The sequence below is a fragment of the Akkermansiaceae bacterium genome (assembly GCA_019634595.1).
In the GTDB taxonomy this organism is placed as follows: domain Bacteria; phylum Verrucomicrobiota; class Verrucomicrobiia; order Verrucomicrobiales; family Akkermansiaceae; genus Luteolibacter.
The window spans coordinates 643333-656366 of sequence record JAHCBC010000002.1 but is presented as its reverse complement, the minus strand read 5'-3'; the positions used below and the strand labels follow the sequence as shown (position 1 = coordinate 656366).

The 13034-nt window shown below is 61.0% G+C and carries 14 protein-coding genes; 8 read left to right on the top strand and 6 right to left on the bottom strand.

Features of this window, described 5'->3' with window-relative positions:
• The first annotated feature begins 64 nt into the window (after nt 1-64).
• From KF712_08580 to KF712_08545, 8 genes are all read left to right on the top strand, one after another.
• The gene (locus tag KF712_08580) at nt 65-472 is read left to right on the top strand and encodes a hypothetical protein (GenBank protein MBX3741032.1); all 408 of its coding nucleotides are present in this window, start codon (nt 65-67) and stop codon (nt 470-472) included.
• Nucleotides 473-551: 79 nt separating this feature from the next.
• On the top strand, nt 552-1937 hold the full coding sequence (locus tag KF712_08575; protein MBX3741031.1) for an efflux RND transporter periplasmic adaptor subunit: 1386 nt from the start codon (nt 552-554) through the stop codon (nt 1935-1937).
• 12 nt (nt 1938-1949) lie between these two features.
• A complete protein-coding gene (locus tag KF712_08570) occupies nt 1950-2717 on the top strand; it encodes an ABC transporter ATP-binding protein (protein ID MBX3741030.1) in 768 nt (255 codons plus the stop codon).
• 24 nt (nt 2718-2741) lie between these two features.
• The gene (locus KF712_08565) at nt 2742-3881 is read left to right on the top strand and encodes an ABC transporter permease (protein ID MBX3741029.1); all 1140 of its coding nucleotides are present in this window, start codon (nt 2742-2744) and stop codon (nt 3879-3881) included.
• Nucleotides 3882-3930: 49 nt separating this feature from the next.
• On the top strand, nt 3931-4305 hold the full coding sequence (locus tag KF712_08560; protein MBX3741028.1) for a four helix bundle protein: 375 nt from the start codon (nt 3931-3933) through the stop codon (nt 4303-4305).
• Nucleotides 4306-4365: 60 nt separating this feature from the next.
• Entirely contained in the window at nt 4366-5514 is a 1149-nt protein-coding gene (locus tag KF712_08555; protein ID MBX3741027.1) for an FtsX-like permease family protein, read from the top strand.
• Nucleotides 5515-5569: 55 nt separating this feature from the next.
• Entirely contained in the window at nt 5570-6109 is a 540-nt protein-coding gene (locus KF712_08550; GenBank protein ID MBX3741026.1) for a hypothetical protein, read from the top strand.
• Nucleotides 6110-6159: 50 nt separating this feature from the next.
• Entirely contained in the window at nt 6160-6648 is a 489-nt protein-coding gene (locus KF712_08545; GenBank protein MBX3741025.1) for a hypothetical protein, read from the top strand.
• Here KF712_08545 and KF712_08540 read toward each other — a convergent pair.
• From KF712_08540 to KF712_08515, 6 genes are all read right to left on the bottom strand, one after another.
• Complete coding sequence (locus tag KF712_08540) at nt 6642-7181, bottom strand: 3'-5' exonuclease (GenBank protein ID MBX3741024.1); 540 nt, start codon at nt 7179-7181, stop codon at nt 6642-6644. The genes KF712_08545 and KF712_08540 overlap by 7 nt on opposite strands.
• Nucleotides 7178-8143 carry a WYL domain-containing transcriptional regulator gene (locus KF712_08535; protein MBX3741023.1) on the bottom strand — a complete coding sequence of 322 codons (966 nt, stop codon included), beginning with the start codon at nt 8141-8143 and terminating at the stop codon, nt 7178-7180. Before KF712_08535 ends, KF712_08540 begins: the two co-directional genes overlap by 4 nt.
• Before the next feature lies 1 nt (nt 8144).
• Complete coding sequence (locus KF712_08530; GenBank protein ID MBX3741022.1) at nt 8145-8396, bottom strand: hypothetical protein; 252 nt, start codon at nt 8394-8396, stop codon at nt 8145-8147.
• A 23-nt stretch (nt 8397-8419) separates the two neighbouring features.
• Nucleotides 8420-8761 carry a TM2 domain-containing protein gene (locus KF712_08525; protein MBX3741021.1) on the bottom strand — a complete coding sequence of 114 codons (342 nt, stop codon included), beginning with the start codon at nt 8759-8761 and terminating at the stop codon, nt 8420-8422.
• 91 nt (nt 8762-8852) lie between these two features.
• Nucleotides 8853-11192 carry a DUF262 domain-containing protein gene (locus tag KF712_08520; GenBank protein MBX3741020.1) on the bottom strand — a complete coding sequence of 780 codons (2340 nt, stop codon included), beginning with the start codon at nt 11190-11192 and terminating at the stop codon, nt 8853-8855.
• Entirely contained in the window at nt 11189-12871 is a 1683-nt protein-coding gene (locus KF712_08515; protein MBX3741019.1) for a DUF262 domain-containing protein, read from the bottom strand. The genes KF712_08520 and KF712_08515 overlap by 4 nt, the downstream gene beginning before the upstream one ends.
• Nucleotides 12872-13034 lie beyond the last annotated feature (163 nt).

Here is a 13034-nt window from a genome sequence, read left to right as displayed (position 1 = left end):
TTGTTTCGCCCCGTCCGCCCGCCCCGGCAAGCCGATATCCGGTTCTTGCCCTCCGTCCCATTCCGTGCTAGCCGTTCCTGCGATGGCCCGCCGCCTGAAAGCGTTGTTCATGCTCCTGATCCTCGGGCTGGTTCTGCCCGCGGCGGGATCACCACAGCGTTTTTGCACGCGCACGCAGACGTTCATGGAACATGACTGCTGCAGCCAGAAAAAGGACTGCTCCCACTGCCCGGATGAAAAAGCTCCGGCGGATCCGTCCTGTGTGGCCACCGCCAAGGTGGTGCCGGACGGGGTCCATCCGGACCACCAGCCGTCACTCCCGGCCCTGTTCGCGGTGCCGCTGCCATCCTTTTCCCTGCCGGATCCGGTGGAAATCGGCGTGACCCTCTGCCTGAATGCCTCCTCCCGTGACCGTGCCCCACCCGGGGAACCGGCGCGGCTTTATCTGACCCATCGGTCGCTGTTGATCTGAAACGTGCGGGATTTTACCCGTCCACCCCGTATCCGTTGTTCCGGAAACGGCTTCGTTTCACCATTCTCCCAGCGACTTCATGTCTGAAATCCATTCCCAACTTTCCACCCTGAGCCAACCGGCGGCACCCGAGGCCGGCGGAGCCGCCCGTGCGCGCCGCACCGCGCTGCTGCTGCCACTGGCCATCCTGGCGGGCTTCGTCCTCCTTTTCCTGCTTCTTTTCCGTGACCGGTTGATCCCGGCGACGGTCGTACGGGTCACTCCGGCAATCGCGGTCGAGGAGAAATCCTCCACGGCCTCCCCCGCTTCCGCCAAGTCCGGCAGGATGATCTTCCAGGCGTCCGGCTGGATCGAGCCGGATCCCCTGCCGATCAAGGCCACCGCCCTGACCGACGGGGTCGTGGATCAAGTGAACGTCCTGGAGGGCCAGACCGTGAAGAAAGGCGACCTGCTGGCCACTCTCATCGAGGCGGACGCCAAGCTGGAGGTGACGGAAGCCACCGCCGAGCATGAGATGGCGAAAGCCGAGTTCGAGGCGCACTGCACGAACACACAGATCACGCTGTCGCAACTGGAGGCGGAAAGAGCCGGCCAGGCCGCCGACCAGGCGAATGCGGACGAGGCGGCGGAAAGGCTCCGCAGGTTCGAGCAGGCGGAGACGAGTTCCGTGGAACTGGAGCGGATCAATGCCCGGTTCGAGAACTCCCGCCGCCAGTCCGCCCTCACCGCACGCAAGGCGAAGATCGAGGAGATGACGCACCAACTGACGAAGATCGCCTACGAGGCGGCCGCGATGCTGGCGAAGGTCCATACCGCCGAAGCGGCGCTGGAGAAGGCAAAGCTGATGCATTCCCGGACCCGCATCACCGCGCCGGTGGATGGACGCGTGCTCCGGCTGACCGCCGCCCCCGGGCAGAAGAAGATGCTGATCATGGAGGAAGAGGACAGCTCCACCATCGCGGTGCTCTATGATCCGGCCCATCTCCAGGTGCGGGTGGATGTGCCGCTGGCGGATGCCGCCGGACTGAGCGTGGGCCAGAAGGCGAAGGTGCGCTGCAACCTGTTGCCGGACCAGGTCTTCGAAGGCGAGGTGACCCGCATCACCGGTGAAGCGGACCTCCAGCGGAACACGCTGCAGGCGAAGGTGCGCATCACCGCGCCGGATGACCGGCTGCGGCCGGAGATGCTGTGCCGCGTCGAATTTCTGGATACCGCGACGGCATCCGGACCGTCCGGTGAGGCGACCTCCGTCGCGGTCTATGTCCCGGACAATGCCCTCAAGGAAGGTGCGGTGTGGGTCTGCGATCCGGACACGAAACGCGCGTCCCGCAGGCAGGTTGTCTCCTCCGGCAGCCGGGAAAATCTCCACCGCATCGACCAAGGAATCCTCCCGGGTGAATGGGTCATCCTCGACCCGTCCGGCCTGCGGGAAAACCAGCGTCTCCACCCACGGCAAAAACCCTGAGCCATCCGCACCATGTCCAACCCACCTCTCATTTCCTGCCGGGGCATCACCAAGTCCTACAAAAAGGGCACCAGTCTGGTGACGCCTCTGGAGAAGCTGGATCTGGATGTCCCGCGCGGCGAGTTCCTCGCGCTGATGGGACCTTCCGGCTCCGGCAAGACCACCCTGCTCAACCTGATCTCCGGGATCGACTCGCCGACGGCAGGCACCCTCACCATCGGCGGCACGGACATCTCCACCCTCAACCGCCGCCAGCTCACGAAATGGCGGGCGGCCAATGTGGGCTACATCTTCCAGCTCTACCACCTGGTGCCGGTGCTGACCGCCTTCGAAAACGTGGAGCTGCCGCTGTTGCTTTCCCCGCTGTCGAAAAAGGAACGCCGCGCGAAGGTGGATGCCGCGCTTTCACTGGTGGGTCTGGCGGACCGCAGCCACCACAACCCGGGCGAACTGTCCGGCGGGCAGGAGCAACGCGTCGCCATCGCCCGCGCCCTGGTGGCTGACCCGGCGCTGCTGGTGGCGGACGAACCGACCGGCGACCTCGACCGGGAATCCGCCAACCACATCCTCAGCCTGCTCCGCGCGCTGGCCCGGGACCATGGCAAGACCATCGTGATGGTCACCCATGACCCCAACGCTGCGGCGGCGGCGGATCGTACGCTGCATCTTGAGAAGGGTGTCCTGCTGGAAGGCGGAGATCACTCCGCATCTTCCGCCGATGCAGGATCCAAGCCACAGGATGCAGGATCAAACTCCGCATCCCTCCATCCTGCATCCTGAATCCCGCATCCTGGATCGTTCTTCATGTTCAATCTCATCCCACTCGCATGGAAGCAGCTCAGCCGCCACCGGCTGCGGACGCTGCTGACCATCCTCGGCGTGGCCTCCGGCATGTTCCTTTTCACCGCGGTGGAAACGCTGCAGCGCTCGCTCGCCGCCGCGACGGAGGAAACCGCGGCGGACACGACCTTGGTCGTCTATCGGGAAAACCGATTCTGTCCCGCGACCTCACGGCTGCCGGAACACTATGTGAATGAGATCCGCCGCATCCCCGGAGTGCGTGAGGCCATCCCGATCCAGATCATCGTCAACAACTGCGGGGCCAGCCTGGACGTCATCACTTTCCGCGGGGTGCCGGAAGGCCAGCTCACGAAGTTCGCGCCCGAGATCAAGCTGGTCGAAGGCACACAGGCGGAGTTCGACAAGCGCGACGACGGAGCCTTGCTCGGCGAGCAGTTCGCCCGCCGCCGTGGCCTGAAGCCGGGCGACAAGTTCGATGCCGTGGGCATCACGGTGCACGTGGCCGGCATCATCACCAGTCCCTTCGCCCAGGACAACAACGTGGCTTATGTGAAGCTGCCTTTCCTGCAGCAGGCCTCCCGCACCGGACTGGGCGTGGTGACGCAATTCAACGTCCGCGTTGAAACATCCGCGGATCTGAAGCCGGTCTCCAAGGCCATCGACGAACGATTCAAGTCCGACCAGCAACCTACGAACACGCGGCCGGAGAAAGCCTTCTTCGCGGAGACGGCGGGGCAGCTTATCGAGCTGATCGGCTTCACCCGCTGGCTCGGCTTGGGAGCGGTGCTCGCGGTCATCGGCCTGGTGGCGAACTCGATCCTGCTGGTGGTCCGCGGCCGGGTGAAGGAGAACGCGGTGCTCCGCACGCTGGGCTATCCCTCCCGCGCCATCCTTTTCCTGGTGATGAGCGAAGGAGGACTGCTCGGTCTGCTGGGAGGCTTCACCGGCACCGCGCTGGCCTGGGGATTCCTGCGCTGGCAGAGCTTCACCCTGGGCAGCGAGGGCCACACGCTGGCCGTCCGACCGGATCTCATCACCGCCGCGTATGCCGTCGCAGCAGCCTTGGCGCTGGGTGTGATTGCCTCGATCTATCCCGCGTTCCAAGCGATGCGGCAACCGATTGTCAAAAGCCTCAGAGGATGATGCAGGTTTCAGGATTCAAGATGCAGGATGAAGATTACTTATCAGACCTATGAGCTATCGGGATCTGGATATCTATCAGTTGGCCCGGGAGCTTTCCGTGAAGATCCATCGGATGACGTTGCAGGATCTGCCGCGGTTCGAACTTTACGAGGAGGGTTCGCAAATCAGGCGTTCGGTGAAGTCGATCCGCTCAAATCTGGTCGAAGGCTACGGGCGGCGTCGCTACAAGGCGGATTTCATCAAGTTTCTGGTGTATGCCCATGCCTCCTGCGACGAGACGCTCGATCACATCGAATGCCTCCACGAAACCGGATCTCTGGTCTCCGAAGATCTTTATTCCGAACTGAAAGCTGACTGTGAACTTCTGGGTGCCAAGCTGAACCGTTTCATCCAATCCGTCGAAAAATCCCATCGCTCCGAATGATGCTCTTCATCCTGCATCATGTGACCTGCATCCTGTAACCTGAACCCCGCATCTCTTCCTTTGCTCCCCCTCACCTACGCCATCCGGAATCTGTTCCGTGACAAGTCCCGCCTCGCACAGACCGTCGGCGGGAGCGCGCTCGTCGTGCTGCTGGTGATGGCCGCGGCCGCGCTCAATGGAGGGATGAAGCAAGTTCTTTCCGCTTCCGGCTCAGCGCGCAACGCGATCCTGCTGGGAGCGGGCAGCGAGGAGTCCATCCAGCGCAGCGAGATCGCGGAGCGCACGGCGGGCATCGCCAGTGCGGCGGTGGCGGGTGTTTCGCAGACGCTCGGCAGTCCCGCTGTCTCAACGGAGATCCACTACATGACCTACCTGGAAGTGGCGGGGAAATCCAAGGCGCAGGCGCTGTTCCGCGGGGTCACTCCGGCGGCGCTGCAGGTGCACCCGGAGGTGCGCCTGCTGGAAGGCACCTTCCCCCAAGCCGGAGAGGTGATGGTGGGGAAGTTGGCCTTCCGCAAGCTGGGACTGAAGCCCGGAGATCTCACCCCGGGGACGTCCGCGCTGCTCGACGGCTCCCATGTGACCATCTCCGGTGTTTTCGCCGCACCGGGCACGGTGATGGAATCGGAGATCTGGGCGCCGCTGTCCGACATCCGGATGCTGGCGCAGCGCGAAACGGTGTCCTGCGTGGTGCTGCGGCTGGATGATCCGGATGACTTCGCCGAAGCGGATCTGTTTTCCAAGCAGCGGCTCGATCTGGAACTGACCGCGCTCCGTGAGTCCGACTACTACGCCCACCTGGCGAACTTTTTCAAACCGCTGCGGATCATGACATGGATCACCGCGGGGCTGGTCGCCGCCGGGGCGATCTTCGGCGGGTTGAACACGCTCTACGCCGCCTTTGCCTCGCGCATCAAGGAACTGGCGACGCTGCAGGCCATCGGCTACACGCGCACGGCCATCCTCGCGAGCCTGATCCAGGAAAGCGTGCTGGCCAGCCTCACCGGCACGCTGGTCGCATCGGCGGCGGCGCTGGTGCTGCTGGATGGCCGGACGATCCCGTTTTCCATCGGTGCGTTCACGGTGACCATCACGCCGGGCATCGCCCTGCTGGGCATCGTCACGGGTGTGCTGCTGGGCATCGTCGGGGCACTGCCACCTGCTTTCCGCTGCCTGAAACCCCCTCTCCCCTCCGCCCTGCGCTCCTGAATAAACCGCTGCAATCCCCGCAAACCTCCACTAGCTTCCTTCCATCCACCGCGCCATGAAACCTTTCTTCCGATACCTTTCCTCCGCAATCCTCCCGGCCTGCGCCATCCTCCTTTCTTCCTGTGAAAAGAAAGCGGAGACCCAGGCGGAGGCCACCCCGGCCATTTCGCTGGATACCTATTTCACCGCGACCGCCCCTGCCGACGCCCAGGCAATCAGCTCCGTCCGGACCTCCGCGAAACCGGGCGATTCCGTGACCCTCACCGGTCTGGTGATGGGCCGTGAGAAGCCGTTCGTGGAGGGGCGCGCCGCATTCATCCTCGGTGATCCGGCGAAGATCACCCCGTGCAACAAGATGCCAGACGATCACTGCAAGACCCCATGGGACGCGTGCTGCGACACTCCGGAAGCAAAGCGGGAAGGCACCGCCACCGTCCAACTGCTGGGGGAGGACCAGCGGGTCCTCAAGCGATCCATCAAGGGCGAGCACGGCCTGAAGGAACTGAGCACCGTGACCCTGACCGGCACCGTGGACAAGTCCTCCACCCCGGAGGCGCTGATCATCAACGCGACCGCGCTCCATGTGGCGGAGTGAGATTGACGAATCGCCTCGCACGCCGCGCGGGATGTGATTGAATCCCGGCGATGAATCCACCCGCGCTCCCTCCGCAGCCGCCGTCCTACCAGATGATGCAGGATGCCAGCCACCTGCGGATGCTTTCCATCGGCTTCTATGTGTATGCCGGCCTGACCGCGTTTTTCTCGCTCTTCGCGCTGCTCTACATGGGGATCGGCGGAGCGATCATGAGCGGGAAGATCCCGATGTCGCCGAAGGGGGCCACCCCGCCTCCGGGAGGGTCGTTTCCCGATCAGATGATGGGAGGATTTTTCTTCGGATTCGGGTTGGTGTTTTTTCTCATCATCATCGCGATGGCCGTGCTCAGTCTGCTCACCGCCCGCTGGGTTTCGGCGAGGAAGTATCCCGTATTCTGCCTGGTGATCGGCGGGTTGGCGTGCCTGAACATGCCGCTCGGCACCATCCTGGGGGTCTTCACGTTCATCGTGCTGCTCCGGCCATCCGTCCAGGAGCTGTTCCGGGCCGGACCGGAGCGGAACAACTTCGTGCATCACTGACGCGGCACGGCGGAGCACGCTCTCTTCAGGCACTCCAGCAGCACCCGGCAGTCGCCGAGCGCTCGGTGTTCCCCGCCACCCGGCACCCCCAACGCCTCCGCCAGCACAGGGAGGCCGTATTTGCTCCGGCCCGGCAGCATCCTTTTGAAAACGGGGATGGAACATTCCAGTGGGAAACCGAACCCGAGCGAGCTCCGGCGTGCTCCCGCATCCAGGAACCTGCTGTCAAAGCCGGCATTGTGGGCGAACATGACGTTTCCACCGAGGAACGCGTGGACTTCCCGCAGCACCGCATCCAGCGGCCTGCCATGGGCATGCAGCATCCTGCCGGTGATGCCCGTCAGTTGGGTGATCCGCCATGGCACCGCCCCTGAAATCCTTACCAGGGAACTGAACTCCTCCACCACCCCGAAGCTCTCGTCCACCCGGATGGCGGCGATTTCCGTGATCTCGTTGTAGTCCGTGGAGAAGCCGGTGGTCTCGATGTCCACCACACAGAACGGTGATGCTCCAAATCTGAAATTACCTCTCATAGGTCGTAGTTGCCTTTCATTCCCGCGATTTCCTCCAGAACCATTTCCCGAAGGGCTGACGGAGCGATGACGGTCGCGGCACCGCCGAATTTCAAGACCCAACTTTTCACCTCCACCAGTTCGTTCACACGGAAGTGCACGCGCACCTTTGAAGGTGAGATTTCCTCCAGCCTCTGGCTGGGATGCCACCACCGCTCCCGCGCGATGCCCGCCCAGTAGTCCGTCAGTTCCACACACACCTCGTGCAAGGGCGCATCGGCATCGAACGGGGTCCAGATGCCGAAGGCGTGTTCATAGTGGTCCACGAAGACCGGCTCCACGAATCCCGCAGGCCGCGCCACCGCAGCAGCACCCGAGACGCGTGGCAGCGCGTAGGCCCGCTGCCCGCCCCTTTCCAGATCCTCCGCGATGAGATACCAGCACTGGTCCCGCGAGATCCACTTGTGGGGAAAAATCCTCACGGTGAATGATCCGCTCTCCTCCATCCTGCGGTAGCGGATGTCGAGGATCTGCCGCTGCAACATCGCCAGGGTGATCCGACCGTAGAGATCCGCATCCATGACGGCCTCTCCTCTAACAGCCTCGTGATGGACGGTTGTCCCGAGGTTCTGCCAGCCCGTGTTGCCGAGATCCCTGGAACCCCGGCATAGGTGCATGAGTTCGTCCCGGAGATTTCCCGCCAGTTCCGAGGAACCCAGGGCACGCAGCGCCTCATGGGCCATCACCAACGACGCGACCTCGCCCGGCCCCACGAGTTTCGTTTCCGCACGCGACGGCTCGCGCAAAGCGTAACCGTTCTTTCCAGCGTCGATGGGCCACCGCTCCGCATCCGTCAGGTGCAGGATGTAGCGCCGCACGGTGCGTTCGTTGCACTCCATTCTCTCCGCGAGTTCGTGCGCCTTCCAACGTGCGCGCTCGCGGAAGAGGGATTTGAGGAGATGGATGGCCTCGGCTTTCGGCATCTCAGAGTGCGGGCTGGTGCTTTCCCTTGTTCGCGCCGTCCGGGTGACGCGGACAAGATGCGGAGACAAGGGAGGAAAGTGATGAACTGTCCCTGCCGCAGTTTTTGCAGGTGTAGCGGGATTTTTCCTCTCCCTCATACAAGGCATGCTTCCCTTTGCTCGCGCCATCCGGGTGACGCGGGCAGGATGCGGAGGTGAGGGACTGGACGCTTGATGTGTCGCGCCCGCAGTACTTGCAGTAATATCTGGCCATAACTTCGTGGGTTGGTGGGGGTTTCAATTCAGAACCTGGAGATCCCGCAGGACTTCGATGGCGATCGAACGGTTCTTCTCCTTCACGATCCTCGGCAAGCGCAGGAGATCGATGATCCACCATGCGAAAAACCCGCCGAAGGTCGCAAGGAACAAAAGGGTGAGCCAAATCTGCCCGAGGTAGGCACGATGGAATCCCGCACCCAACAGGACGAAGGCCAGGCCCAGCGACTTCCGCCGCTTCCTGAACTCCTCCACGAAGTCAAGGCGGACCACCCCATCCATGCCGCGGATCTTCCGGAGCAGGGAATCGGGGAGTTGTTTCTGGATGAAGATCGGGATGTCGTCGTCGGTCGGTGTTGTCATGTTCGCGACGACTTCTAACCGGCGGTGGCGGACAGAAGGTGTCCGGGATGGAAAATTCCTGAGATGAGAAAATGGACCCACCAGCGGCAGCTCACCCGGCATCCTCCATCCTTGAGAGAGTCCCCACAATCTTCCTAATTTCTTCCGCAAGCAGAGATGGATCTACGGCCGATGTTCTCCGGATTCCGTAGGAAGCCCACTTGTTTTCCCTCTCATATCCGTCGAGAGGCAGCAGTGACCGCTCATCCTCTCTGAATCCGTCCAGCCTCACTTCGCCATCGCGCCTACCAAGCAATCGGAAAGCGAACGGCTCCGCGGCATCGAGATACCCGATATACCTGAGCTCCAACCGGTGGGAATGACTCTGCCAATACAGGTGCGACCGCTCGTTTCTACCATAAGCGTAGTGATATCCCGATCCTTCTCCCTCCAAGTGGGATTTGAAAAGGACGTATGTCCGGAGTTCCGCCGTGGAGCTGAAATTGACATTGGGAACCAGAATCACGGTGTGGCCTTCCTCTTTCCATCCGAAAAGGGAACCTCCGCAAAACCCGATCGGTTCGGGGGTTCGGACCATCCATTTCCGCCAGTTCTCCCAGCCCAGATTTTTCTCATGCCCGTTCAGGAAGTCTTCGAGGTCCACCGAAGGCCCTTCGTCCAGCAGGATACCCATAGGACGATCGGCTCTCGTCCCGTCCTTCTTGTGGCGGTCCGCCTGATCACGGAAAATCCAGCGCCATTCCTCCCGGTTACCGCCAAGAGTCCATTTATGGTTCGAGTATTCAGCCACGAAGTCCCCTGCTGAGAGCAATGCCCTCTGGAGCAGGATCCGGTTGTCGGGTCCGTTTCCGGTTGGAAACAGCCTCGCCATCGTATCGACATAAGACGCGAAACGCCCAGGATCGAAATTCCCTCCCTCGGTCGAGAACTCGATCAAAAATCCGATTTGCCCTCGCAGGAAGACCTGATCTTCGGCTTTGGCCAAGACTTCGGGATCGGCATTTCCCCCCCTGCGGACATCTGCTTTCAAGACCTCATCCCTCCATTGATTCTTGGACAAGCCGACAGGGCCGGGAGGTTTTTCCAACAACCGGTCATCGAGATGATAGGGCTCCAGGCCGGAGATGGCCACGGCGGCATTCCCGAATGTCCCTTGTCCAAGAGGCTCAGTGTTCCACGCGAGGTTGCGGACGAATCTCATCCAACCCACGAACGTGCTTTCATTCCACTCCGCGGGCGACGATGCATCCAGGAGCAAAAAGTGCAGCAAGCCGTGGAGCAGGAGCCATTCCTGATAAGTCATCCCGTCATGCATCCGGCCGATCCACCGATCAGAGAGGCGGTCATTCCGCTTGGCGAACCGGAAGACATTCCCACGTTCCCCCCACTCATCCATTTTCTGGATGACATCCGGATCCTCCAGCAGCTCGAGAACCGCGAAAAGTTCCCGGACACTCCGCTGGGTGAAAATCACCGACCATTCGTCTTCCGAAAGGAAACTTTGGTCGTAGACGTTTTTTATCAGACCTTCGTCCATCTTTGCTCCAGCACGGAGGGTAAGACACACGGCATTACCCGTAAAGAAGGCCAACATGGCACGATCCATGGATTGGGGATCCGATCCGGACCGCTTCCAGAAGAGATCCAGCCACTCGTTGTCCAGCTTGTGCAGCCAACCCTCAGGCAAGCCAGACCAGCCCCCTTTCTTTGCATGGTCTTCCAGCCAAGCTTTCAGCTTCTCGAAATCCGATAGCGGACGCCCCCGGCTGTTCAGACGGATATAGAGATCTCCGCTGCTGGTCTGCCCCTCAAGCTTGAGCCAACTGAATCCGGGGGCCCGATCCGACTTCAACGCCTTCCATAAGGCGGAGGCATCTTCTCCGCTGAGTTTGGAATGAAGCTCATCCAAAACCACGAGCATGCCTTTCACCGTGGGATCCGCCCGCCACGCAAGGCTGAACAAGGGGGATTCGATGAATCCTTCACTGGGCGACTGGCCCGCAACCGCGGGGACTCGCCACCGGCTGCACAGCATGTGACAGAAATCTCTGGAATGCAGGCGGCTGTCGTAGGAAAAGTGAGAAAGGGCCGACCCGGCCTCATCCAATTTCCTCGCCCGCCATGCCACATACCAATGAAGGAGGAAGAGGGTCGTAAAACGCTGCTGGCCATCATAAAGAATGATCGCGCCGCCGTTCTCCTCCCCAAAGACCAGCCCCAACTTCACGTGAGTCTTATCGGCACCATCGGGTTGCAACGAACGGACCAGATCATCCAGCAAAACCCCACGGATTTCCCCTGAAGCCTTGTCTTCCCGACCGTGCGCGTAGTCGCGCTGGATGCGGGGAATGAGGATCCGCGGGGAGATGTGCCGCCCGCCGGAATGACCGGAAAGCAATTCCCATAAAGTGATATCCGAAATCGTATTCATGGATTTTCAAAAACAGCCTCCAGGGACGTCTTGTAACCCTTGCGGTCATTGTCCGCCCACAGCATCAGATCCCCCGGATCATCGGACCAAGCCTTCAGGAAGACGCGGACGGTGGCCGGAGGGATGAACCTCTCCGGATCACCTTCGAATCCCAGGATCTTCTCCCGCTTCTGATGGAAGAAATTGTTGGAGAGTGAACTGTTTTCAGAGCGACCGAGAAGGGCGAGGTTCCACACCCTGTCCAGATCCTCCTCGATCCCGGAGGGAATGAATTCACCGATCCGGGAGGAAAGGTCATTCATCTCTTTCTTCAACTCCTCCGGGAGATCTCCGGCGGCAGGATAACCGGATGCCAGCTTTTCGAACCGCGAGATGAGTCGTCCAATTTCCTCTCCCATGTCAGACGCACCCGCTTTCGTCCGCTCCAGCAGTTTGATACATCCGTTGATCCACTCTTGCTGTTGCTCCTTGTTCGCATCTTCCGGCGAACTCCGCGCGTGGATGTGTTCCAAGCTCCAACCTTTCACCCGGGCATGCAATGAAAACGGATAGCTCATGCCTGGCGGCAGATTGCGGATGTTGAACCAGAGAAGCAGGTCCTGGATGTAATGTGAATCAGGACCGTAGATCGCGTCCTTCCAGGAGGCCGACCGTCCTCCACGGTGGATGATTTCCCGCATCCGTCCCTTCAGCCAATCTCTGAACCCCCCGCGGGTGGCGGATTTCCCTGCTTCCCACATGGAACGCAGGCTGGTTTCCCGTCCACGCGCCCAACGAAGAAAACCCACGAGATGGCGGGTGTCCCGATCGGCGAACCACTCCTGCAAGGTCAGGAAGCAGTGTCTTACCTCCAGCCAATCCCCGATGAGGCAGGCACCATCAACATGCTTCGAAACTTTCGTGAAGTAGGCGTCCCCGGCGCGACCGTCCTCTTTCGATGAAGGACGGAGCAATTCGAAGACCACAGCAATCCTGTTAGGGGCCTGTAAGGCCAGTTCTCCGGGTTTGAGGAAATGCCAGAAATCCTCGTCGTGCAGCGCCGCTTCCATCTGATCCCACTCTCCGGAAATCTCCTCCTCACTGCGCCCGCGCTCCGGGCCTCCGCCGACGGACAGGAAAAGAGCCTTGAGCAGTTCACAGGGCGTCAGGGAGATTTTCCCGCTGTTGAAGCGGATGAATTCGGAAATGGCATGCCCTCCGGCCACCTGGTACCAGATCACGTTGGTTCGCTTCAGAACGGCGGCCACCCATTCCCGTCCCCCATGCTGTTGTTTCCATGCTCCGATGGTTTTCCAAGCCTCATGAAGGTGGAAATAGTCCACCGTGTTCTTCGCTGGGTGAAGCTCCACGAAGGTATGCCAGTCTGGTATCGGTTCCATCCCGAACGGCAGGTCAAAGCTTTCAGGCCCTCCGCCAACACCATACCGTTCATAGCGGATCTCAAGAGGCGTCTCCCCATAAGCAGCCAGGATGAGATTGATGGTCGTGAGCCGTTGCTGGCCATCGATGAGTTCCCAGGAATCCCCATCGCGGTGGGCAACGACGATCGGCTGAATGCAATAGAAGACATTCGCATCCTTGGAGGTGGCTTCGTGGATATCTTCCAAAAGCTGTTTCACCTGCGGCTCCCGCCAGCGGTATCCGCGCTGATAAAAAGGGACGAGAAAGCGCCACCTCACCAAATTTTCAATTGTTCTGACTTCACCTCCCATGGTCTCGGACATTCGGTTTTGCATTGATATCCGGCGCTCTCCCGCAAGGTCCAGTCAACTCGCCCAAGCGTTTCACTTTCCTCTCCGCCTTTTCATTCCGCTCCTTGGCGGAAGGCTTCCTTCCTTTTCC

Excerpts from the sequence above, each read along its gene's own strand:
- KF712_08575 (MBX3741031.1), top strand. The coding sequence starts at position 552 with ATGTCTGAAATCCATTCCCAACTTTCCACCCTGAGCCAACCGGCGGCA.
- KF712_08570 (MBX3741030.1), top strand. The coding sequence starts at position 1,950 with ATGTCCAACCCACCTCTCATTTCCTGCCGGGGCATCACCAAGTCCTAC.
- KF712_08565 (MBX3741029.1), top strand. The coding sequence starts at position 2,742 with ATGTTCAATCTCATCCCACTCGCATGGAAGCAGCTCAGCCGCCACCGG.
- KF712_08560 (MBX3741028.1), top strand. The coding sequence starts at position 3,931 with ATGAGCTATCGGGATCTGGATATCTATCAGTTGGCCCGGGAGCTTTCC.
- KF712_08550 (MBX3741026.1), top strand. The coding sequence starts at position 5,570 with ATGAAACCTTTCTTCCGATACCTTTCCTCCGCAATCCTCCCGGCCTGC.
- KF712_08545 (MBX3741025.1), top strand. The coding sequence starts at position 6,160 with ATGAATCCACCCGCGCTCCCTCCGCAGCCGCCGTCCTACCAGATGATG.
- KF712_08540 (MBX3741024.1), bottom strand. The coding sequence starts at position 7,181 with ATGAGAGGTAATTTCAGATTTGGAGCATCACCGTTCTGTGTGGTGGAC.
- KF712_08535 (MBX3741023.1), bottom strand. The coding sequence starts at position 8,143 with ATGCCGAAAGCCGAGGCCATCCATCTCCTCAAATCCCTCTTCCGCGAG.
- KF712_08530 (MBX3741022.1), bottom strand. The coding sequence starts at position 8,396 with ATGGCCAGATATTACTGCAAGTACTGCGGGCGCGACACATCAAGCGTC.
- KF712_08525 (MBX3741021.1), bottom strand. The coding sequence starts at position 8,761 with ATGACAACACCGACCGACGACGACATCCCGATCTTCATCCAGAAACAA.
- KF712_08520 (MBX3741020.1), bottom strand. The coding sequence starts at position 11,192 with ATGAATACGATTTCGGATATCACTTTATGGGAATTGCTTTCCGGTCAT.